This window comes from Aquicella lusitana (genome assembly GCF_902459475.1).
Taxonomy (GTDB): Bacteria; Pseudomonadota; Gammaproteobacteria; order DSM-16500; family DSM-16500; genus Aquicella; species Aquicella lusitana.
The window spans coordinates 1,496,205-1,515,827 of the sequence record NZ_LR699114.1 but is presented as its reverse complement, the minus strand read 5'-3'; the positions used below and the strand labels follow the sequence as shown (position 1 = coordinate 1,515,827).

The window sequence follows — 19,623 nt, the reverse complement described above, 5'->3', positions numbered from 1 at the left end:
TTTTGATATAACCTCTCTCGCCCGGTCCTATGACAGAAAAAATATGCCGAATACGCGTCGAACGATTAGTAAAAAAACTCTTCAACTATATGAAGTGAATATTTAATTAAATTTCAAAACACGTCTAATGTTTATGCCTTCTACGGACGAGGGGTCGGCTGATTCGCTATGGCATCATAATGTTCCTTTACCGCCTTTTGAAATTTCGCTGATTCATCCGTATCATTGATATCAAACTCCAGCGGGAAGTCTTCGCCGAAATCAATTTCATTCGGCTTGACCAGCTTGTTTTGCAGGTACGCTTCCAGTCGTTCGCCATGAATGATATCCATCTTTCCAATGTGGCCCTGTATGGGCCCAAGATGGATCTTGTTTTGATGGTCAATGTCCAACAATTCTCGGCACATCCAGAAACGAGTGAGCGGAAATGCGCCGGGTGATATGATTTCACGCCATTGACTGCCAGGGATGAAAAAATTTCCTGTTAAGGGAAAAGCATAAATATAGGGTTTGCTCGTTTTTTTAGTGGAAGAAGAATGGATGGATCCGCGAGAAAATATCGCTGTTACTTCAGGAAGCAGCGAGAAACAAATGCAACCATCATTGTAACCGGATCTGGTATTTGACACCCAAAGATCTTTTCGGGACAGCAGGCCACCATTTTTAATTACTTCTTCAGGAGATTTATATTGCAATGTATAAGCAATTTTTCCGTGGAAGAAATGTTCAAGAAGCTGAGGATATTTTGTCTTTATTTCTTCACTTTTTTTTCCTTTAATCGCGGCTAAATGCGTTACGGCCTGATAGGTGGTCTGGGCGGTAAGCAGATTAAAATCTTTGGGCAATTTAATTGAACTTGAGGAAAAATGGGCAGTATTTTTGGTAGTGGGCTGGTGACTGGATTTTGACCAGTGCTGGCTAAACATTCGGAGCATGCTGTCCTCGTTTTGTAGTTAATTTTAATATCAGCAAAAAGTGAATAATTGTAAAATATTTTTACATAAAAGCAAGTAAAATCTCTGCACAGGGCGAACGGTTAAAAGTTTTGTCGTGTGCAGGGAAGTAAAATACGCCTTAGTTTATTTATCGCAGGGGTGCATGATAATAGAAGAAATTTTTAAAGTTCGCTTGGTATCAGTATCTTTAAGATAAGATACTCAATTTATGTGAAAGGAATAACGATGCCGCAAAATAATCCAATGAAAATAAGGTCTTTCTCTCCTGATGACGCCACATGGCTAGAAGAATTAATGAACAGGGACTGGGGTGGCTTGCCTTTGGTCATTCGAGGTAAAAAATATAATCCGGTTGTTCTAGATGGGGTGATTGCCGAAAATGAAAATGGCATTGCGGGATTTTTATTTTACGAAATGCAAGGTGAGAATTGTGAAATAATCGTGTTTGAAGTTTTTGATAAATTTAAAGGTACCGGCACAATCCTTTTAGATGAATTAAAACGAATAGCGAAAGATAACAATTGCAAAAGAATATATTTAATGACGACGAATGATAATTTGGATGCACTACGATTTTATCAAAAAAGAGGATTTCATATTTGTGGTATTCACATGGATTCAGTGAAAGTTTCAAGAAAAATAAAACCCTTGATAGGCATGACGGGCGATTATGGCATTCCCATGCGAGATGAGATCGATTTGGAGTTTTTATTCTCCGAATGAGAATGCCAATCGAGTCTCATTTCAAAAACTGCGAAATCGTTTCTGATCTGTATTTCTTTTTGCACTCTTTTCTTTTTCGGGAACATCAATCGGTGATACGTTTATTTTGGATTTTTCAGCTAACATACTAAGCCTGGCAAGTAGTTTTCCCGCAGTCGGCCGCTTTGTTGGATCCTGATCCCAGCTTTCAGTGATTAAGTCGGCTATGTCTTTTGGACAAGTTAGAGGGATGTTTTCCCGGTGCCCTTCCGATACGATTTTAATCATACTCTGTTCTTTGTGGGCTTCATAAGGGACTTGACGGGAAGCAATTTCCCAAAAAGTCACTGCAACACTAAAGATATCAGACGCGGGTGTTGCCGGTTTTTGTGCAAATAATTCAGGTGCCATCCAGGCAATCGTTCCTGCGAAAGATTGCTTCTGATCGAAATAAATTGCACTGCCAAAATCACCCAATACTAATTGGAAATTTGCACGCAAAAATATGTTTGGACTTTTAACATCACGATGCAATATTTTCATTTGATGCAAAAAATCAATGGCACGCGCGATATCCAGCATAAATGAAATGCGTAGGGACCAGGAAAGTTCCCGGGCTGAATCAAGCAAACAATCCAGGCTTCCGCCCGGCACGTATTCCATGCCCAGATAAAAATAGTTGAGGTTGTCTGTGCTATAACCGATAAACTGCACGATATTGGGTGCGTTTAATTCGGTCAATTTATGCAAGAAAGCAGCTTCCCGCTTGAATTGAATATATGAAAAATCCATTTTTTTTACGGCAATATCCTTGTTCTGCCAGGTGGCTCTAAAAACATCGGCGGAACTACCCGACCCAATTTTTTTTATAAACTTACAGTCGGTCATGTCAATAGGTTTCAATGATGTGGGGAAAGCGTCGTTATCGGTTTCATCATTACTTGGGTCATAAAGGGATAGTGTCGGAGGTAACGAAAAATCATCGCAAGCGTCATGAGCCGAAAGCGTTCTTTGAGGGTCGAGTGGAAAGCCGTCCACAACAGCAAGTTCTACAATCTTGAGGGGATGATGTTTGTTCCGCGGTTTATCAGCATGGTCGGTCTTTTTTATATCTGACGCTTTATTTGATGTATCAACAAAAAGGCGTGCGATGCTATCTTTTCTTCGACTACTACTCATGAGCATTTTCTCTTGTATCAATAAATTAAAATGGCGAACTTAATGCACTTCGTTTCTAAGCCGCAGGATTTTATAGTAAATAAAGCTATTCAGCAAATAATGGCTGGCTTACGTGATTCAGGGACTAATCAGGGGCTAACTACAAGAATTAAAGCGCTTTTTCTAGCCGCCGAACACTATTATAAAGACTATAATTAAGAAAATATCAACTGCTTGAAAAAAATGAGAGCAAGATGGATAACAGGAAAACGGTGACTTCAGCTTTATTTAAAAAGCGGCAACCTGATTTTCAATTAATAGGCAGCCGGAATGAGTCGAAGTCGCTCCTGAAAGAGATAGGCCGTTTTTCGCCTACTGAAGGGGAACGGTTTGGCGGACATGCTGGCGCGTTAGGTCCTCAACTTAAGGCTAGCAGTCGAATGGAAGGGCAGCCCAAAAAATATTATTTGGCTGCGCATCACGCAACAGAATATTTTGTGATGGAAGTTTTATGCCGCATCGGTTTGAATACACCAAAAGCACGGTTGTCCTTCCGCAAAGAAACATCATTCATTGATGATAAAACTGAATTGATCAGAACGTTAGTGGCAACAGAATCCATTGAAGGCTATATTCCAATGACGGCGTTTTTGAACTTGGAATACTATACTTTTACGCCTAACGATATTCCCAAGGAACTTATTGCTTACAATAAGCAATATCAACTCAATATAAAAAATCAGGTGGTCGTAGATCTGATAACGAACCAAAAGTACAAAATAAGTGGCAATTTATTTGCAGCCAATCTTGGCGCGATATTGATCGAAGATGAAGATTTTCAACCAGAAGGATTGAATCTTGGACTGGCCAGGCGCGGCGATCGTTTCTTTGCCTTTTTAATTGATAAAGACATGGCTAAAATTGGCGGCCACGATTTTCAGACTATTACAAATAAGCTTTCATTGAATACATTCGGCCGAGTTTTTTCTAGGGTAACAGAGGATCAAAAGCTAGCTATTCTGAATGAAATAGCAAATATGATCGAAGAAGACGAGTTTCAGAAAATTTTTTTTAATTCTCGCATTATGAGTACCCTAACAAGCGGTATGCTATTTGAGGAAAAGGAACTGGAAAAATTAGCTAATAATCTGGAGAGCACGGCAAAATCAATTCTGTCGCACTTCATTGATGATAAACCCGAGATATTGGCGGAATTTAAGGCCCGAGAAGAATTGAGACGGCAATTGGCCGATAGCGTAATAGAATGCATTGCTTTTGCCGATGAGGTAGATAAAGAGGCATTAAGCGCTATCATAATAGAAGATTTAAGAGCGCCTTATTATAGGCATTATCTGACCAACCTGGATTACATAACCAAGCCTGATTTGCATAACAAGAAGCTGATAACTCTTATTGCAAATGATCAAATTGCCGAATTAAATGCCTTGGGTATTTCAGCTTCTGCGAAAATATTCTCCCAGTCTGCCTCAGTCATAGATTCTGCTGAGCAATACTCAATGTGGACAACACAGCCATCCGTTACCAAGCAACATATACAGGATGCTTTGTCATATTTAAATAGAATACAGAGCAATAAAAAGGAGAAACGTCTGGTTGGTATGAATGCACTAAGAACGTTGGATAGTTCTTATCTAATTCAAAAAATTGAACCCGTTAAAGACGGCGAAAATACCTTTAAAATTATCGCCGAAAGTCCTTACGGCGGTATGCAGCCTGTTGAAATCACTGTCTCAGGTAAAAAATTGCTTGAATTTGCGGAGAAGCAAAAAAAGCACGAAGCGGTGGTGTTAAACGAAACAAATCATCATCCTCGTAAACAATAGCGCAGACTTCCTTAAGTGGGTTTTTAAAAGCAAATCCTCCATCTTTATCTGGAAAAAACCATCGGATAATTTATACTTATTCATCTGTATGAAAACTTGCGACTATAAATAAGTAGAGGGTCAATTCATGAAAAAAGAAGCGGCAACGATGCCCGCCATGATGTTAATTGGGTTGTCTGCACGTACCAACAATCAGAATGAAATGAACCCGCAGACGTCAAAGATTGCCAGTCTGGTAGGCCATTATTTCAGCCAGCAAATCGCAGCGCAGATACCTGCGCGTAAAAATCCGGGTGTTACGCTGGCAGTTTATACAGATTATGAAAGCGATGAAAAAGGCGATTACACTTATTTTATAGGTGAAGAAGTCAGTTCACAGACATTAATCCCTGCCGGTATGCAAGCGTTAACTATCCCTGCGGCTCATTATCAACGATTTACGACACCGGTGGGCAAAATGCCTGAAGTTGTCATCGAGGCCTGGCAGCAAATCTGGAAAATGTCACCCGCTGAACTCAATGGTCATCGAAGTTTTCAGGCAGATTTTGAAGTGTATGACCAACGCGCGGCAGATCCGCATCATACCAGTCTGGATATTTATATTGGAATAAAATAGCTGTCAGCAAAGGAAAGATAGCCCATGGCTGAGACCCTGGATATTGCATTAAGTCTGCTAACCCTGACTATTCTTGAAATTATTCTGGGAATTGATAACCTGATTTTTTTGGCCATTATTACGCAGCGTCTACCCAAATCCTTACAACCCAAAGCACGCAAAATAGGATTGACGCTTGCATGGGTCACCCGTCTCCTTTTGCTGGCGATGGGTGTCTGGCTGATTAAACTCACTCAACCACTGTTTGAAATCTTGAGCATCGGTTTTTCCGGACGGGATCTTTTTCTGATTGGCGGCGGCTTGTTTTTATTGGCAAAAGCTACCCAGGAAATTCACAATGAAATTGAGCCAGAAGTAAAAAACAAAGGTATCACGACCAGTGCGACTTCAAGCATGGGACTGGTTGTTACTCAGATCGCTTTGCTTGATATCATTTTTTCCTTTGACAGTGTGTTGACCGCCATCGGCTTGACGCAGCGTTATTGGATTATGGTGATCGCCATTACCATTGCGATTATTACGATGTTATTTGCCAGCGAACCATTAAGCAAATTTGTGGAAAAACATCCGACTATCAAAATGCTGGCGCTCAGCTTTCTCATTCTGATCGGTATGGTGCTGCTTGCCGATGGTTTCGAGTTTCATGTGCCCAGAGGATACATTTATTTTGCAATGGGCTTTTCTCTATTTGTTGAAATGCTCAATCTTGTTAGGCGCAAAAGATACAAGCAGCGATAGATTAAGACTTAAAACTTGTTATTCCGGCACAATTAGTGGCGCAGTTAAATAAACGCTCTCGATATTTGCAGGCAAAATGACCCGATAGCAAAAACTATCGGGTATCGGTGGGAGGTTCAGGCAGATTGCGATTTTGAGCCAAACAATTTTTCTGCACGCTTTTTCATTTCGGCAGCTGACACATTTTCCACATGGGTGGAAACATACCACTTGTGTCCATAAGGATCGATCAAGGTTCCGGTGCGATCGCCATAGAACATGGTTTCAACAGGCCGCATTAATGTTGACCCAGCTCTGAGAGCTTTTTCTACAACGGTATCCACTTCCTTGATATACAAATGGATGCCAACCGGTGATCCGCCAAATGCTTCAGGTGCGCGTGCATCCATCTCGGGATATTCATCCGCCAGCATGATCTTGGCATCGCCAATACGTAATTCCGCATGACCGACTTTACCATCCGGCTGGTCCATGCGCATGACTTCTTTTGCATCAAACAATTTCTTATAAAACTCAATGGCTTTTGCTGCGTTATTAACAATCAGGTAAGGAGTGATGCTGTTGTATCCCTGGGGGACAACAGATAATTTTTTCTTTTTACCTTTAACCGCTTTCTTCCTGCTCTTGGCAATTTTCTTTTTGGGTTTAACTATTTTCTTTTTTGCCGCCGTTTTTTTCTTTAACCGGCGACCTGGTAACCGTTTTGTCACAGAGACTTTTTTCTTCATTTTTGTCTTTTTCTTAGCTTTTGCCATAATAAATTCCTTTTAAATGATTGAGGGAAAACGAAGTATAACATGGGTTACCATGACTCTGTGAAGTTCCGATAGTCAAAATCCAAACGAAATGCCGGATGATAAAACAAAGATTTCAACCTATACTCCTTTCATTAAAGTCCTAAACTGGAGTGAAAACAAACGTAATGCGGCAAGATTTGAAAAACTTATTTTTCCGTTCTCTACCATGGATAATTCCCGTCTTGGTGGGCGTCATGGTTTACATTTACTGGCCCTATACGCCGCGCACAATGTCGGTCGTTGTAGTCGAAGAGCCGGAGCAGCGTATGCTCACGGGTGAGGCACCCTGGGTGAAGAAGGGATATGTGATCACACCGCTGGCAGCTTTTAGTATACGTGCCAAAGTCTTGCATACTCGCCAATACAGATGGGACAGAGGAGCTGAGTTATCACCTATTGATCTTGCGCTTGGCTGGGGATTAATGTCGGATCCGCGCCTTCTTGAGAAAATCACGATTGAGCAGTCAAATCGCTGGTATTTTTGGCGATATGACGAACCGCTGCCGATCAATAATGAATACATTATTGCGCATAGTGCCAATATGCATATGATTCCGGCCAATGATGAAGTCAGGGCGCTGCTTCTTTCCGCGCGGCCAAATGAAATCGTCAGCTTGAACGGTTATCTGGTTAAAGTCGTTGCGAATGATGGATATACCTGGGCCAGTTCGCTTTCACGCACGGATACAGGAGCGGGTTCCTGTGAGCTTGTTTGGGTGGAAAATGCAAGTATTGAAAAATAAACCAGTTAATCGGCATCCTGCGTTATCTTGTTTTTACAGGCGCTAGCAGATTATTCAGGTAAGCATCCATGTCTTTCATAATCTGTGCTTCTCTCGCAGCATCCAGATTAAAAGCGCCATATACAACAAAAGGCGCCTGTATCGTCATGCCGACGAAACGCAGTGTATGGTGAATGGAATGCAGAAATGCATCCATCGTTGCGCCATGTATACCATTAACTTGATAGGCCGCTTCCGTCGACTGAGTCGTGACGATGCATGAAGCTGTTTTGCCTTTCAGTAAACCATCATCAAAGGTTTTGCCGGTATCATAGGCAAAACCTTTTACTAGTACGCGGTCCAGCCAACCTTTTAAAATGGCAGGCGCGGAAAACCACCATAAAGGAAATTGAAAAATGATATGGTCTGCCCGGGCTAATTTTTCGATTTCAGCGGTGATGTCTTTAGCCAGTTTGTGTTTTTTATAAGCCTGCTGCTGCGCGAAAAAATATTGTGGACTGAGCGCTGAAGCATCCAGGTCAAAGTCTTCCCAACTGGCGACAGCATTAAAGTGCATTGCATATAAATCCGAGTTCAAAAGCATGGCGTGCTTGCCCAGTGAATCCTGGGCATGCGCCTTGAGTTTATGGTTAAACGAACTTGCACTGGGGTGTGCATAAACGTACAGAATGTTCATGGCATTAACTCAACAAATCGACCAGGGGTTTGCGCGCTTCAGGACCGTATGCAACGCTGCCTACCGGCACTTTGCCCTGAATGGCCTCCGTTACTTTCGCGATCCAGAGAGGCCCAAATCCACCGCACAGTTCAATCATCTGCGCGCCATTTGCAACCGCTTCCTTTGCGACTTCGATCACTTTTTCCTTGTGTTTAAAGTCGATACCCACCGTAGTATAAGTCAATTTGTCGGTTTTGATGACAGCACGATGCTGCTTGGGATCCAGTTCAGGTCCCAGGAAAATATAAATAAAATTATTGAATTTCATAGTGGCATGTTTCCCGCTTTGGTTAATAACTGGTTGAGTGGATACCGTCTCAGCATGGAGAGGCGGAGCCATCACCTGACTCATCAATCCCATCACAATGCTTACCCATCCTGCTTTATTCATAAAAAGGTACCTCTCTATTATTTACAACGACTATAAATTATTGCTATTAATTGAACAATAGATGATAATTAATAAAATTTTTTACTATTTGGCTATAATCAAATGGGCATTTTAGATGATACAGCTGTTTTTGCCGCAGTGGTGCAACAAGGTGGATTCAGCCATGCAGCAAAATACCTGGGCTTGTCAAACGGATTGATCAGCCGCCGCATTGCGCAATTGGAGTCAGATCTGGGTGTTACGCTCATCAAGCGTACCACCCGCCAATTGCATTTGACCCCGGAAGGCGAATTATTCTGGCAGCATGCACAGCGTATTCAGCAGGAGCTGGATGCGGCACTCAGTTTAATACAATCCTCCGCCCAAAAGCCTAAGGGCACCATTCGAGTCAGTGCGCCGTTACATTTTGGCCGGCATTATTTGACGCCGATTATTCTGAAGTTTTTAACAACGTTTAATGACATTCATATCGATCTGATCCTGAGTAACCAGCAGCAGGATCCCGTGAAGGAAGGATTAGATCTGGTTATTCGCGGTGCAGGTTATTTGGAGGAAACTTCACTCAAAGACAGCAGCCTGCAAATGAAACTGTTATTTAAAGAAAAAATCGGTTTGTATGCGAGCCCCGGTTATTTGTTGAAGCACGGCCAGCCAGCAACACCCGAGGCGTTAGCTCATCACATAACGATCAATTATGTTGATAATCGTCGTCTGCCGGATGCGGCCATATGGACCTATCTGCTTAAAAATAAAAAGCACAGCATGACGCTCAAGCCGCAATTTAATTGCAATGATATTGAAAGTGGACTGATTGCGTGCACCGGCGGATTCGGCATTGGAAAATTTACCGAGCTGAATGTTAAGCATGCGCTGCAACAGCAGCAACTACAGCCGGTACTCGAGAATTATGAATGGGGTCATTATCATTTATATGCTATTTATCCTCACCAGCAGGCTTTACCCAAGCGTACCCGGCTGCTGCTGGAATTCATTCATGCCCATATCAAAAATTTGGCTGAAAAGCTAATCGGATAAAGAAAAGAACCTGCAGCCCCTATCAGCCTGTTGTCGCGGAACAGGCAGTAATGGTTCGCGCAATTAAAAAGTGTGCCAATGACTGATCGTGTGGCTGATGAGTGATGTAACATCTTTGTTCAGATTAGGCCGAACGGTAGGTGGATTATAATGGGCGAGCTGCAGCAAGCAAAGTAAATCCATTAGTTTTGCCTGCTTTTTCCAGTTCATTGGCAGCGCTACGCCGGCGGTTTTGATTCCTGCGATAAAATTCATTTCATAACTTTCGGGTAGTTTATGGCTATACCGTAGCATCTCGCCTATATCGAGGAGGTAAGAGCCTGCGAAGGCAAATTCCCAATCTAGAATGGCCGCAATTTTCCATTCACTGTTATGCTCCCTGACCAAGATATTCGCAGGATCGTAGTCGCCATGCGTCAAATTGGCTTCATTCTTGTCAGGAAGCAGATAAGCATGTTTTGAAACCAGTTGGTGAACAGACTGATGCAGTGTTTCACCCAGGCTTTGCCTGACAATCGGGTCTTGCAGGAGCCACTCAACATAAGGCAAATAGTTTTCATCCGGGCGAAAGGGCCGAACGGTTAAATCAGCGTTAAAAAAGCCACCTTCTGTAAAGCGGATACAACGTAATTTGCTAAGGTAAGTGCCTGCATCATATGCGCACTGTGCCATGGCTTTTTCATTTTTGGCGAGGATAATTTCGCGTAGCAGTTTCCCTTCTATCCATTCAAAAATGGCATAAGGATAAGCGTAGAAAGAGCATTGACCATCTGCATAAAGGAGGGCGGGTACGGGGACGCAATCTTTGACCCGCTGATGAATGGCTGCTTCCCGAAATAAAGCTTCGTTTTCCCGTACATAGATGCGCAAGACTACCGGAGGATCATCATTTTTAAATGTGATTTTGTAATTGGTATTGGCGCAGCCCTCAGATAACAATGTTAACGTGGCTATCGGGCTGCAGGAATAAGGAGACATTAGTTTAGCAGCGGTTTCTCTATCAAGCTCAACATGTGCTTGGAATCGTTCCCAGTGACATTTCAGGATAGGCTCATCCATTTATGGAATCTCACTGACGTAAACAATATGCTTGTAGCCTTTAAATTCGATTTCTTTTTCAGGCACCATCCCGTTTCGTTCTGCAACACGCCGAGAGGGGAGGTTTTCAGGTCGAATAAGGGAGATCAAACGTCTGAATCCGAGTTTTTCCCTGGCATAATCCATGGTGGCTTTTGCTGCTTCTGTTGCGAGCCCCTGGTGCCAGAATTGACGCACAAAAAGATAACCCACTTCAACTTCATCTCTACCATCAATATTTTTTTGAAAATGTAATCCACACTGACCCACAAATTCATCGGTTGCTTTTAAGTGGCAGGCCCAGAGGCCGGCGTTATGCAGGCGGTAATTATTCAAGACACGTTCAATCCATGCTTGAGTTTCCTCCATGTTCAATGTGTTGGGATAATATTGCATGGCAATCGGATCGGCGAAGATTTTTAGCAGATTCGGTATATCATCCAGCGTTAATTTGCGCAGATACAGGCGGCAGCTTTCTGTAATTATTTCATGTGAATGCGTTTTCATGGGATACCGTTTGGATAGGTTGATGAATGATTAGCTATTTTATTATAACCGCTAAAAAATTTCTGCACTTCATTGATACTATTTTGAAAATCTTTTGCAGAAGTCCGCATGGTAAAATAATGGATAAAGCCATGGAGGATAATAATATGAAAATAGTCATGTTAGGTTTGAGCACAATTGCATTGTTGCTGTTTAGCTTAACCGCTTCAGCTGAAAAAATTATTATAAGCGGGGAACCTGTTGTAATAGAGAAAAAAGCAGAAGTGTATGTTCCTTCGACTGTCGTCACTACTACTCATGATTACTATTATTTTGCAACGGATAACAGAAAAATTGTTTGTTACAAGGAAGTCCAGCCGGCGCTTGTAAAGCTTGATTCCGGTGTGTTTAGAGTGAAATTGGGAACTGACGAAGTGAACTTACACTGTTATGATTATAGTCCTGAATATTTTGTAATCGAATAGAGATTAAGCGGCTTGGTCTGATAGGAATGTTATTCAGATCAAGTTGCTGTTTTATGTTTTTAATCATCCTGTTTAAAAGGAGTTTTTTATGAAAAAGTTATTTATTTTTGGAATGATGATCTCGCCATTTATTTTAATCGGTTGTTCAGCCTCTATTGGTACTCCACCATCCTCGACTACAACCACTTATACAACACCAGCGCCCGCTGTTTCCACTACAACTTACACTACAACGCCAGTGACTCGCACAACAGTTACAAAAACAAATTATTAATTATTAATAGTAAGGGCTCCTTTAAATCAGAATGCGTTCTGATTAAGAGGAGTTTTTTGTCTGTGAAAATGCGCTATTTGCCTTTTTGAAAATTTCCGTGAAAGCAAGAATCTACTCAACTAAAATCCCCGTTGGGATATCTCTCTCAATTACCTTTTAAAAGATAATTGACGCCTCTAAGCCATACTAGGTATATTACTGACAAATTTTTTCCCTACTAAAACCCCGAGGAGAGCTTGATGCGAAAAATAATACTACTAGCCATCATGATGCTGTTATTTACTACGCACGCTGCTTATGCGTGCAGCGATGAAAAGCAACAGGCAATCAATAAACAGAACGTGGTTGCATTCTATAACGAAGTCATCAATAACAAAAATTTTGCAGCCGCATCCGCGTACCTTGGTTCCCGTTATACTCAGCATAATCCAACGGCGGCCGATGGCCCGGAAGGCCTGAAAGCGTTTATTCAATATTTACGCGATAATTATCCCAAGGCGCATAGCGATATCAAACGCGTATTCGCAAGCGGAAATTATGTGATCCTGCAAGTTCATTCTGTTCGTGAACCCGGCACGCGCGGTCGCGCTATTTTTGATTTATTTAAACTGGAAAAAGGAAAAATCGTTGAACACTGGGACGCGGTGCAGGAAATTCCTGAAAAATCAGCTAACGTTAATACGATGTTTTAATCGACAAAGCTCCTGGCTGCAGCCAGGAGCTTTGTCTCTGATATTACTGAGTTCCCCAGATTCGTTTCTTGATTTTGTCTTTTAAAATAAAAAATACGATAGCCCCTGCCAGTAGGAATAAATAAATGGGGTAGATCGCGGCTATATTCCAAACGGTAATAGCAAAAAGCTGAATGGTATTGGCAATAAAAAAGATGATCCAGGCGGTGGCGTCTTCGGTGTCGGGTTCACGATGCGATTTAACAATGGTGGGAATAGCGCCGGTGGCGTCAATGAGAACATTAATGATTAAGGTCAGGTTCGCATCTTTGGAAAGCAGCCAGGGGATAATGCTTAAGACAGCAATAACAATGCAGGCTTTATCTAACCGGCTCCACGCTGTGTAGCCGTACCATATCGACAAAATAGCTGTAATGAGTGGGCCCAAAAAGTATCCCAGAGGCAGCCAAATGGCTTTAATATCCCCTTCCGCGATATAGGAAAAAGCAAGCAGCGCGCCCACCAGCGCCCAGATGAACCAGGTTGCCTTATTGGGCCGGGTTTTGCCCAGAAAGATGCTGATAATATAGGGAATGTATCCGGATATTGCCAGAATACCGGCAATAATGCCCAATGTTTCATGAATATTATCCATATTCATCCTTGAAATATGATCCTGATGAAACCCATGTTATCACCATCAGGCGGAGACTGTGAACGGCAATCTTAAAGAATGGATTGTAAGGTATTGCAAAAATGTTCGATCTCTTCCTCCGTGTTGTAATAATGCACCGAAGCGCGTACCAATGCCGATAGCTTTCTGGGGGCTAAATCTAGCCGGGCGTACTCTTCAAGAGAAATGGAGACATTTATTTTCTGCAGGCGAAGTTGTAGCTGTATGGCCTCAGGAGTTTGGCGATCTGAAGTGAACGTTACAATACCACATTTTTTTTGCCCCAGGTCCCGAAGCGTAATGCCGGATATCTCGCTTAACCGTTGGCGCAATCGTTGTGATAAATAATGGATACGTTCCCAGATTTGATCTGGCCCAATCTGCAAGGCATACTGAATGGCGGTGCTTAAACCAATTTTGGCAGCGATATTTTGTTCCCAGCATTCAAACCGCCGTGCATCGGGTCGAAAAACATAGTCATTGTCGGAAACCCATTTTGCAGCTTGTAAATCAATAAAAGGCGGATCGCACTGCTCTAGTCGGCTTTTGCGGGCATATAAAAACCCTGTGCCACGCGGGCCGCGCAGAAATTTACGCCCTGTTGTGCAAAGAAAATCACAACCTATGGCTCGAACATCAATGGGTAGTTGACCGACAGATTGTGTTGCGTCCAGCAGATAGGGAATGCCCATGGCATTTGCCATGCGGCCGACTTCAGTGGCAGGATTGATGAGTCCACCCTGAGAAGGTATGTGAGTGATGGCGATCAGTTTGACTCGTTCATCCAGCTTCTTTTCTAAATCATCCAAATCAAGTTGCCCGCTGTCATCATTGCGAACCACATCGATGCTGACGCCTGTATGCCTGGCTGCGTGCAGAAAGGCAAGATAATTGCTCGCGTATTCACTCAACGCCGTTATGATACGGTCACCTTTTTTAAACTTAAAACTATAAAAAGCCATATCCCACGCACGGGTTGCGTTTTCTACAAAAGCAATTTCACTGCGATCACAGTGGATTAACTGCGCCGCATGTTCATACATTTGTTCTGTCTTATCGAAAGACACAGAAGCAGCTTCATATCCGCCTATGGTTGCTTCCAGGTCAATGTGTTCCTTGACGGCATCAATAACAGCACGTGGTGGCAAAGCGGCACCTGCGTTATTGAAATGCAGTACTTCTCGGCACCCCGGTGTTTCTTCGCGCAGTTTTTTAATCGGGAAAGTCGGCATGGGGTTTCTCCTAAAAGGGGCTGTTGACATTTTACCAGAGCATTTTATGTCCAGTGTCATCCTGGTTATATCAGACGTCATTTTGACTGAGATGTCATTCTGAGCGACAAGCTATCTCAATCGGTGCCATTGTAATGGGTTGATGGTTGCGAAGCAAAAAAATTGCGTTAATTGGGGAAGTTGACTTGTCGTCATCTTTGAATTGTAAAAAGATCCTTCGCTGCGCTCAGGATGACGTATTTTGCAAGGATGGCATATTTTCGGGGTTGCCACTAAGGCAAATGTCAACAGCCCTTAATCAATGATGGCGATCAAAATTTAAAAAAAACACAGAGGCAAATACAAACCCGAATTTATAGCAGGATACAGTTGACAATTACACTCTCTACTGCCTATGGTAATTGTTTTCAATCACTAAGGATGGGATGTCATGAAAAAATTAATTTCGCGCAGCCTCGGCGCGCTAGTGCTGGTTTCGTGTACTGCTTTTGCCGCTGAAGGAGTATGGGAGGGCGAGTTTTACGGTATTATGCCAAAAAACAAAAATGTGACTGAAGATTATTGCAAGTCACATGTGCTCGATAAATATGAAACGTCAGCCACACAGGTTGATAAGGAAGTAACAGCTAAAAACGGTGTGAAGGCAAAAGACCTGGGTTACAGCACCAAAGAGCAGGGCGGCGTTTACTTTTTTAATGGAACTGCCATGTTCAGCGGCGAGGAAGACGGGAAATCCTGGCAAGAAAAAGTCCATTACTTTGGCCAGTCACTCATGAAAGAGGGTGGAATGGAGCAGGGTGTATGGTACACCAAGGATTGCAAAGGATTTTATAAAGTTGGCCCTGAAGATTAATTGCAGCCTCCAAGTTAAGCGAAGGCCCATTGGGCAGACGGGCCTTCGATTCATTGATACACTCCTCGTATTGCGTTCCCGGTTACCCTTTGCGGATTAAAGAGATAACTGCTTCAATGCATTAATAAAAAATATTTGTCATGATCTACGTCCCTTAATCTTTACTCCAACCGCTCTTATTTAATGTTAAAATTAATAATAGAAAAATAAAAACGGAGAGAAGTTAATGGAAATTAAACTGATCTCGCCAGTTAAATTTTTTCTTTTCATTATGTTATTTGCTTTCGCCTCCAGTGCGAACGCGGAATATTACCTGGTCTATCCCATGCCTGATCCTTTTGCCTGCGGCTATTGTTCTGGTTATCCAGTGAAAGTGGTGCATCAAAAAAAATATAAAAAAACCGTACAGTATAAGCAGAAAACCAAAAAGTATAAGCGTAGCCGTGTACGTATTACTGCGCAGTGTGTTTGTCCTTTTTATCCCTGCGGATGGATGCCTGCTTGCCAGCGTTCACGGGATTACGTGACATTTTCAGCTATGCCCACCTCGTACAGAGGTGCAACCTTTTATGTGGATGATTTTGTTACCTACGACATGAGAACCGGGGACGATGATGTATATCGACACCCTGATATGCAAGTTACCAATTATTAATGAGGATTGATGATGAGAACGTTGGCCATATTTTCCGGTTTGTCAGCCCTGATCATATCATTGAGCGCCTTTGCAGGCAGCATGCAAATTATGATTGACTGTCAGTCCTCCTCAAAGGATGCCAAGATTTCGGGTTATATGCCAGGCGATGGCATGGATTATGATGTGAAGATCACGATTGATGATGCGACATTGCGGTATGTGAATGCCTGCGTGGATGCCCAATGTTCAAATGTATTAGGACAGGGCGTGTTACTCACGACCCATCATATCAAACAGCGGATTTTTACGATTGCTTTTGCAAATTTGCTTAATGCGGAACTTACACCCACGGGTTCATTTTATGCGATTCCTTCTACGGTTAAAACCAAGCGTGATGGAGTAGGTTACAGTGCCCGTTACAAGGCAGTTTATTACGGGCTGGATCCACGTAGTACTGATACGCCAAAAGCGCTGCTGAAAAAGCCGATTGAACTGATGTGTAAACACCGTTATGGAATTCGTTAAGTCCATCCAAGATTGGGCAGGAGGAGAATATGAAAGTTATAGCCGAACTGATGATAGTGCCGATTGGCATTGGTACATCCTTTTCAAAATATATTGCTGAATGTGAGCGTATCTTAAAAAAAACCAACCTCAAGGTGCAGTTGCACGCGGAAGGAACAAACATCGAGGGGGATTTAGATGAAGTTTTACAAGCCGTCAGAGAATGTATTGAGGCGATGCATCAAATGAATGTGCCACGTCTGCTCACGAATCTGCATCTCAGTACTCGCACTGATAAGGGAGAAACAATCGAAGATAAAATTAAAAGTGTAGAAGAGCAAATGTAGTCATATGCGCTTGTCCGATTAGTGATATGATAATGTTTTTGCCTGAGGTTCATGTGTGCGCCCGCCCAATTGGTTAAAAAAGTATATTCCTGATCACAAGTCGCTTGAGAATGCATCGGTATTACCCATTTTAAAACGGCGCCTGCGACATCCAGCTTTATGGCACCTTAATCGTGTGTCAGTAGCGCGTGGCGTTGCTATCGGCCTTTTTGCCGCAATGATCCCTGTGTTACCTTTTCAGACACTCTTGGCTATTATTTTGGCCATTCTTTTACAGGCTAACCTGCCTATCGCCGTCGTTTTTTCGTGGGTTAATAATCCTTTTACGATCTTGCCACTGGTTTATTTAACTTATTATCTGGGCAACAAGGTGCTGGATGCCAACGGTGCCGCTATCACTGTGCATGAGGTGGCCTGGGATTTCACCAGTCTGTCCGGATTTTGGTCGTCATTTTCAGCCTGGTTTTTTCAATTTGGCAAAGCTTTTTTTGTGGGGCTACCCATTGCAGCCTTTGGAGCAGCGCTTGCGGGTTACGTCATTGTGACTTTGCTTTGGCAAGGCGGGGTTTATCTTAAACAGATGTGGAAAAAGGCAGGCAGAAAATTTCGTTAACGGTACAGGAAAAAATGTAGGAATTAGCGGATTACACGGTCACCATTCCATTCTGGATGGCGGTTACGCCTTTTTCATACAGCATTCGTTCGTCTGTTTCCAGTTCCTTGCATTCGTTCTGCGTGAGTACTAGGGGGAGCAACGAACACATGGAGGCGGTTCGGATATAATATTGGCAGAGGGCAGCAATATTTTCGCGGTAAAATGCGCCTCCATAGCCAATAAAGCGTGTGACCAGATCATGCGTCACATAGTCATTTAAACCGTCACCGATATGAATGATGGCTGGATGCTGCGATTTTAACTGGTTAACAATATCACGCTTGCCCTGATTATTGACGAGAGGGGAAGTGCGTTCAAAATCAAAAAAATTTCCCAGCGCATCAAATTGAATGTCCACAGCAAAAATATTTTCCCGAGGAATCTGCAGTAATTCGCCAAAAATTTTTACAGCAGGGTAAAGACCTGCGGAAACAAGATAAACGGCTTTGTTGAGGCGTTTTAGCAGTTGTACCACGGTATCTGCATCAGGCACTTGATTGGCGAAATAGTGATGGCCAAGTGCTATGACCTGCTCCTGACGGGGACGGACCAGATCAAGCCGCCTTTGATAAAGCTCAGGATTAATGCCCGCCTTTCCCATGGCCTCCGCGGTTAAGTGTGCCACAGTGCTGCTTACACCATTATTTTTAGCCAGTTCATCAATTCCTTCAATGGTGCTTAATGTACCGTCGCAATCAAATACAACAGCATTAACAGGCGTTTGTAATTGCCAGCTGGGTGTTTTCATCTGAAGTCTTACTCATGTAAACTTGTCAGTTTTGAACGAAAGCTAAGTTTACTCGACAATGTCGTCATGTGGAATCCCATTATCGGAGCAGGAGCGCAAATGTTTAAAATTCAGACACTCAATACTATTTCATCCGTAGGTTTAAATCAGTTTCCGAGAGAACTTTATGAAATTGCTTCGGAGATTCAGTCACCTGACGCTATTTTAGTACGTTCGCATGCCATGCATGACATGACTATTCCTTCGTCGGTAAAAGTGATTGGCCGCGCTGGCGCGGGCGTCAATAATATTCCCATTGACGCACTGACCAAGCGTGGGATTCCGGTATTTAACACGCCCGGCGCCAATGCCAATGCCGTCAGGGAGCTGGTGATTGCGGGCATGCTCATCGCAAGCCGCCATCTTTGTCAGGCCTGGAATTATGTCAGACATCTGGAAGCGAGTGGCGAGCATCTGGAAAAAGAAATCGAGCAAAATAAAAAGCAGTTCGTTGGTTTTGAATTGATGGGCAGAACCTTAGGTGTCATTGGCCTCGGCAGTGTAGGGGTGAAAGTGGCCAATGCAGCCGTCAATTTAGGTATGCGTGTGATTGGTTATGACCCTGCAATTTCTGTCAATCGAGCCTGGGAATTATCAGCGAATGTTAAAAAAGCACACCATATCGAAGAAGTGCTCATGAAATCGGATTTTGTGACATTTCATGTGCCTCTGACGAACGAAACAAAACACATGATTAATGCATCCCGGCTGCAGTTGGTAAAACCCGGCGTGGTTTTATTGAACTTTTCTCGTGATAGCGTCATTGATAATCAAGCACTCGCAGAGGCGATTAACGAACAAAAGGTTTTTGCGTATGTGACTGATTTTCCGCATGCAGAATTAAAAAACCATCCGCGTGTCATCAGCTTTCCCCATCTGGGTGCTTCAACCAAAGAAGCGGAAGAAAATTGTGCGGTCATGATTGCTCAACAGGTACGTGATTATCTGGAAATTGGCGCAATAGGCTATTCGGCGAATTTCCCATCGGTTGAAACACCACAACATCATTCGGGTGTGCGACTGTCCATTGTCAATATTAATATCCCTAATATGGTTGCCCAGATCTCTTCGAAACTCGCAGCGGCGGGACTCAATATTCTGAGTTTACTGAATAAATCCCGAAATGATATTGCTTACACATTAATCGATGTGCATGAGGATGTGAATGAGCAAACGCTAAACGCAATTAAGGACATAGAAGGTGTTGTGCAATTGCGCCGGATTGTTCCCGTATGTTCTTAACC

The 19,623-nt window shown here is 42.9% G+C and carries 25 protein-coding genes; 15 read left to right on the top strand and 10 right to left on the bottom strand.

The window, feature by feature from the left end; all coding sequences use genetic code 11:
* Positions 1-140 precede the first annotated feature (140 nt).
* Positions 141-935 (bottom strand): hypothetical protein, encoded by a 795-nt coding sequence (locus AQUSIP_RS07000; RefSeq protein ID WP_114835277.1) that lies wholly within the window; start codon positions 933-935, stop codon positions 141-143.
* Positions 936-1,181: 246 nt separating this feature from the next.
* Here AQUSIP_RS07000 and AQUSIP_RS06995 point away from each other — a divergent pair, with 246 nt between their 5' ends.
* Entirely contained in the window at positions 1,182-1,679 is a 498-nt protein-coding gene (locus AQUSIP_RS06995) for a GNAT family N-acetyltransferase (protein ID WP_114835276.1), read from the top strand.
* Between the two features lie 21 nt (positions 1,680-1,700).
* Here AQUSIP_RS06995 and AQUSIP_RS06990 read toward each other — a convergent pair whose 3' ends face one another.
* Positions 1,701-2,837 (bottom strand): serine/threonine kinase, encoded by a 1,137-nt coding sequence (locus AQUSIP_RS06990; RefSeq protein ID WP_170131876.1) that lies wholly within the window; start codon positions 2,835-2,837, stop codon positions 1,701-1,703.
* 233 nt (positions 2,838-3,070) lie between these two features.
* Between AQUSIP_RS06990 and AQUSIP_RS06985 the strand changes: the two genes are divergently transcribed.
* From AQUSIP_RS06985 to AQUSIP_RS06975, 3 genes are all read left to right on the top strand, one after another.
* A complete protein-coding gene (locus AQUSIP_RS06985) occupies positions 3,071-4,660 on the top strand; it encodes a hypothetical protein (protein ID WP_114835274.1) in 1,590 nt (529 codons plus the stop codon).
* Positions 4,661-4,787: 127 nt separating this feature from the next.
* Positions 4,788-5,276, top strand: coding sequence for a GyrI-like domain-containing protein (locus AQUSIP_RS06980; RefSeq protein ID WP_114835273.1), 489 nt, complete (start codon positions 4,788-4,790; stop codon positions 5,274-5,276).
* A gap of 24 nt (positions 5,277-5,300) precedes the next feature.
* Positions 5,301-6,014: a TerC family protein gene (locus AQUSIP_RS06975; RefSeq protein WP_114835272.1), complete on the top strand. Its 714-nt coding sequence runs from the start codon at positions 5,301-5,303 to the stop codon at positions 6,012-6,014.
* Between the two features lie 116 nt (positions 6,015-6,130).
* Here the strand turns inward: AQUSIP_RS06975 and AQUSIP_RS06970 are convergent, their stop codons facing one another.
* On the bottom strand, positions 6,131-6,769 hold the full coding sequence (locus AQUSIP_RS06970; protein ID WP_269473839.1) for a VOC family protein: 639 nt from the start codon (positions 6,767-6,769) through the stop codon (positions 6,131-6,133).
* 236 nt (positions 6,770-7,005) lie between these two features.
* On the opposite strand from AQUSIP_RS06970, the gene AQUSIP_RS06965 reads away from it, so the two are divergent.
* Positions 7,006-7,554, top strand: a complete 549-nt coding sequence (locus AQUSIP_RS06965; protein WP_147277509.1) for a hypothetical protein — start codon at positions 7,006-7,008, stop codon at positions 7,552-7,554.
* A gap of 22 nt (positions 7,555-7,576) precedes the next feature.
* On the opposite strand, the gene AQUSIP_RS06960 is transcribed toward AQUSIP_RS06965, so the two are convergent.
* Both AQUSIP_RS06960 and AQUSIP_RS06955 read right to left on the bottom strand, forming a co-directional pair.
* Complete coding sequence (locus AQUSIP_RS06960; RefSeq protein WP_114835270.1) at positions 7,577-8,230, bottom strand: NAD(P)H-dependent oxidoreductase; 654 nt, start codon at positions 8,228-8,230, stop codon at positions 7,577-7,579.
* Between the two features lie 4 nt (positions 8,231-8,234).
* Positions 8,235-8,663 carry a DUF6506 family protein gene (locus AQUSIP_RS06955; protein WP_232058652.1) on the bottom strand — a complete coding sequence of 143 codons (429 nt, stop codon included), beginning with the start codon at positions 8,661-8,663 and terminating at the stop codon, positions 8,235-8,237.
* A 102-nt stretch (positions 8,664-8,765) separates the two neighbouring features.
* Here AQUSIP_RS06955 and AQUSIP_RS06950 point away from each other — a divergent pair, with 102 nt between their 5' ends.
* The gene (locus tag AQUSIP_RS06950) at positions 8,766-9,698 is read left to right on the top strand and encodes a LysR family transcriptional regulator (protein ID WP_114835269.1); all 933 of its coding nucleotides are present in this window, start codon (positions 8,766-8,768) and stop codon (positions 9,696-9,698) included.
* A gap of 63 nt (positions 9,699-9,761) precedes the next feature.
* On the opposite strand, the gene AQUSIP_RS06945 is transcribed toward AQUSIP_RS06950, so the two are convergent.
* Both AQUSIP_RS06945 and AQUSIP_RS06940 read right to left on the bottom strand, forming a co-directional pair.
* A complete protein-coding gene (locus tag AQUSIP_RS06945; RefSeq protein WP_114835268.1) occupies positions 9,762-10,757 on the bottom strand; it encodes a phosphotransferase family protein in 996 nt (331 codons plus the stop codon).
* Positions 10,758-11,282, bottom strand: coding sequence for a GNAT family N-acetyltransferase (locus tag AQUSIP_RS06940; protein ID WP_114835267.1), 525 nt, complete (start codon positions 11,280-11,282; stop codon positions 10,758-10,760).
* A 119-nt stretch (positions 11,283-11,401) separates the two neighbouring features.
* Between AQUSIP_RS06940 and AQUSIP_RS06935 the strand changes: the two genes are divergently transcribed.
* From AQUSIP_RS06935 to AQUSIP_RS06925, 3 genes are all read left to right on the top strand, one after another.
* Positions 11,402-11,746: a hypothetical protein gene (locus AQUSIP_RS06935; protein ID WP_148326087.1), complete on the top strand. Its 345-nt coding sequence runs from the start codon at positions 11,402-11,404 to the stop codon at positions 11,744-11,746.
* Positions 11,747-11,834: 88 nt separating this feature from the next.
* Entirely contained in the window at positions 11,835-12,020 is a 186-nt protein-coding gene (locus AQUSIP_RS06930) for a hypothetical protein (protein ID WP_147277508.1), read from the top strand.
* A gap of 239 nt (positions 12,021-12,259) precedes the next feature.
* Positions 12,260-12,712, top strand: a complete 453-nt coding sequence (locus tag AQUSIP_RS06925; protein WP_114835265.1) for a nuclear transport factor 2 family protein — start codon at positions 12,260-12,262, stop codon at positions 12,710-12,712.
* Between the two features lie 43 nt (positions 12,713-12,755).
* Here the strand turns inward: AQUSIP_RS06925 and AQUSIP_RS06920 are convergent, their stop codons facing one another.
* Positions 12,756-13,346, bottom strand: a complete 591-nt coding sequence (locus AQUSIP_RS06920) for a hypothetical protein (RefSeq protein ID WP_114835264.1) — start codon at positions 13,344-13,346, stop codon at positions 12,756-12,758.
* A 71-nt stretch (positions 13,347-13,417) separates the two neighbouring features.
* On the bottom strand, positions 13,418-14,596 hold the full coding sequence (locus AQUSIP_RS06915) for an aminotransferase class V-fold PLP-dependent enzyme (RefSeq protein ID WP_114835263.1): 1,179 nt from the start codon (positions 14,594-14,596) through the stop codon (positions 13,418-13,420).
* Positions 14,597-15,026: 430 nt separating this feature from the next.
* On the opposite strand from AQUSIP_RS06915, the gene AQUSIP_RS06910 reads away from it, so the two are divergent.
* The 5 genes from AQUSIP_RS06910 (at position 15,027) to AQUSIP_RS06890 (ending at position 17,550) form a co-directional block, all read left to right on the top strand.
* A complete protein-coding gene (locus AQUSIP_RS06910; RefSeq protein ID WP_114835262.1) occupies positions 15,027-15,449 on the top strand; it encodes a hypothetical protein in 423 nt (140 codons plus the stop codon).
* 226 nt (positions 15,450-15,675) lie between these two features.
* Complete coding sequence (locus AQUSIP_RS06905; RefSeq protein ID WP_114835261.1) at positions 15,676-16,104, top strand: hypothetical protein; 429 nt, start codon at positions 15,676-15,678, stop codon at positions 16,102-16,104.
* Positions 16,105-16,113: 9 nt separating this feature from the next.
* Positions 16,114-16,611: a hypothetical protein gene (locus tag AQUSIP_RS06900; RefSeq protein WP_147277507.1), complete on the top strand. Its 498-nt coding sequence runs from the start codon at positions 16,114-16,116 to the stop codon at positions 16,609-16,611.
* A gap of 29 nt (positions 16,612-16,640) precedes the next feature.
* Positions 16,641-16,937 (top strand): MTH1187 family thiamine-binding protein, encoded by a 297-nt coding sequence (locus AQUSIP_RS06895; protein WP_114835259.1) that lies wholly within the window; start codon positions 16,641-16,643, stop codon positions 16,935-16,937.
* Positions 16,938-16,992: 55 nt separating this feature from the next.
* The gene (locus AQUSIP_RS06890; protein ID WP_114835258.1) at positions 16,993-17,550 is read left to right on the top strand and encodes a DUF2062 domain-containing protein; all 558 of its coding nucleotides are present in this window, start codon (positions 16,993-16,995) and stop codon (positions 17,548-17,550) included.
* 31 nt (positions 17,551-17,581) lie between these two features.
* Here the strand turns inward: AQUSIP_RS06890 and AQUSIP_RS06885 are convergent, their stop codons facing one another.
* Positions 17,582-18,340 carry an HAD family hydrolase gene (locus AQUSIP_RS06885; protein ID WP_114835257.1) on the bottom strand — a complete coding sequence of 253 codons (759 nt, stop codon included), beginning with the start codon at positions 18,338-18,340 and terminating at the stop codon, positions 17,582-17,584.
* Positions 18,341-18,439: 99 nt separating this feature from the next.
* Here AQUSIP_RS06885 and AQUSIP_RS06880 point away from each other — a divergent pair, with 99 nt between their 5' ends.
* Complete coding sequence (locus AQUSIP_RS06880) at positions 18,440-19,621, top strand: 3-phosphoglycerate dehydrogenase family protein (RefSeq protein WP_114835256.1); 1,182 nt, start codon at positions 18,440-18,442, stop codon at positions 19,619-19,621.
* Positions 19,622-19,623 lie beyond the last annotated feature (2 nt).

Coding starts and splice junctions, on each gene's coding strand:
- AQUSIP_RS06985 (WP_114835274.1), top strand. CDS start 3,071: ATGGATAACAGGAAAACGGTGACTTCAGCTTTATTTAAAAAGCGGCAA.
- AQUSIP_RS06955 (WP_232058652.1), bottom strand. CDS start 8,663: ATGAATAAAGCAGGATGGGTAAGCATTGTGATGGGATTGATGAGTCAG.
- AQUSIP_RS06920 (WP_114835264.1), bottom strand. CDS start 13,346: ATGGATAATATTCATGAAACATTGGGCATTATTGCCGGTATTCTGGCA.
- AQUSIP_RS06975 (WP_114835272.1), top strand. CDS start 5,301: ATGGCTGAGACCCTGGATATTGCATTAAGTCTGCTAACCCTGACTATT.
- AQUSIP_RS06990 (WP_170131876.1), bottom strand. CDS start 2,837: ATGAGTAGTAGTCGAAGAAAAGATAGCATCGCACGCCTTTTTGTTGAT.
- AQUSIP_RS06970 (WP_269473839.1), bottom strand. CDS start 6,769: ATGGCAAAAGCTAAGAAAAAGACAAAAATGAAGAAAAAAGTCTCTGTG.
- AQUSIP_RS06980 (WP_114835273.1), top strand. CDS start 4,788: ATGAAAAAAGAAGCGGCAACGATGCCCGCCATGATGTTAATTGGGTTG.
- AQUSIP_RS06935 (WP_148326087.1), top strand. CDS start 11,402: ATGGATAAAGCCATGGAGGATAATAATATGAAAATAGTCATGTTAGGT.
- AQUSIP_RS06900 (WP_147277507.1), top strand. CDS start 16,114: ATGATGAGAACGTTGGCCATATTTTCCGGTTTGTCAGCCCTGATCATA.
- AQUSIP_RS06950 (WP_114835269.1), top strand. CDS start 8,766: ATGGGCATTTTAGATGATACAGCTGTTTTTGCCGCAGTGGTGCAACAA.
- AQUSIP_RS06960 (WP_114835270.1), bottom strand. CDS start 8,230: ATGAACATTCTGTACGTTTATGCACACCCCAGTGCAAGTTCGTTTAAC.
- AQUSIP_RS06905 (WP_114835261.1), top strand. CDS start 15,676: ATGGAAATTAAACTGATCTCGCCAGTTAAATTTTTTCTTTTCATTATG.
- AQUSIP_RS06930 (WP_147277508.1), top strand. CDS start 11,835: ATGAAAAAGTTATTTATTTTTGGAATGATGATCTCGCCATTTATTTTA.
- AQUSIP_RS06910 (WP_114835262.1), top strand. CDS start 15,027: ATGAAAAAATTAATTTCGCGCAGCCTCGGCGCGCTAGTGCTGGTTTCG.
- AQUSIP_RS06965 (WP_147277509.1), top strand. CDS start 7,006: ATGGTTTACATTTACTGGCCCTATACGCCGCGCACAATGTCGGTCGTT.
- AQUSIP_RS06940 (WP_114835267.1), bottom strand. CDS start 11,282: ATGAAAACGCATTCACATGAAATAATTACAGAAAGCTGCCGCCTGTAT.
- AQUSIP_RS06995 (WP_114835276.1), top strand. CDS start 1,182: ATGCCGCAAAATAATCCAATGAAAATAAGGTCTTTCTCTCCTGATGAC.
- AQUSIP_RS07000 (WP_114835277.1), bottom strand. CDS start 935: ATGCTCCGAATGTTTAGCCAGCACTGGTCAAAATCCAGTCACCAGCCC.
- AQUSIP_RS06895 (WP_114835259.1), top strand. CDS start 16,641: ATGAAAGTTATAGCCGAACTGATGATAGTGCCGATTGGCATTGGTACA.
- AQUSIP_RS06925 (WP_114835265.1), top strand. CDS start 12,260: ATGCGAAAAATAATACTACTAGCCATCATGATGCTGTTATTTACTACG.
- AQUSIP_RS06915 (WP_114835263.1), bottom strand. CDS start 14,596: ATGCCGACTTTCCCGATTAAAAAACTGCGCGAAGAAACACCGGGGTGC.
- AQUSIP_RS06885 (WP_114835257.1), bottom strand. CDS start 18,340: ATGAAAACACCCAGCTGGCAATTACAAACGCCTGTTAATGCTGTTGTA.
- AQUSIP_RS06880 (WP_114835256.1), top strand. CDS start 18,440: ATGTTTAAAATTCAGACACTCAATACTATTTCATCCGTAGGTTTAAAT.
- AQUSIP_RS06945 (WP_114835268.1), bottom strand. CDS start 10,757: ATGGATGAGCCTATCCTGAAATGTCACTGGGAACGATTCCAAGCACAT.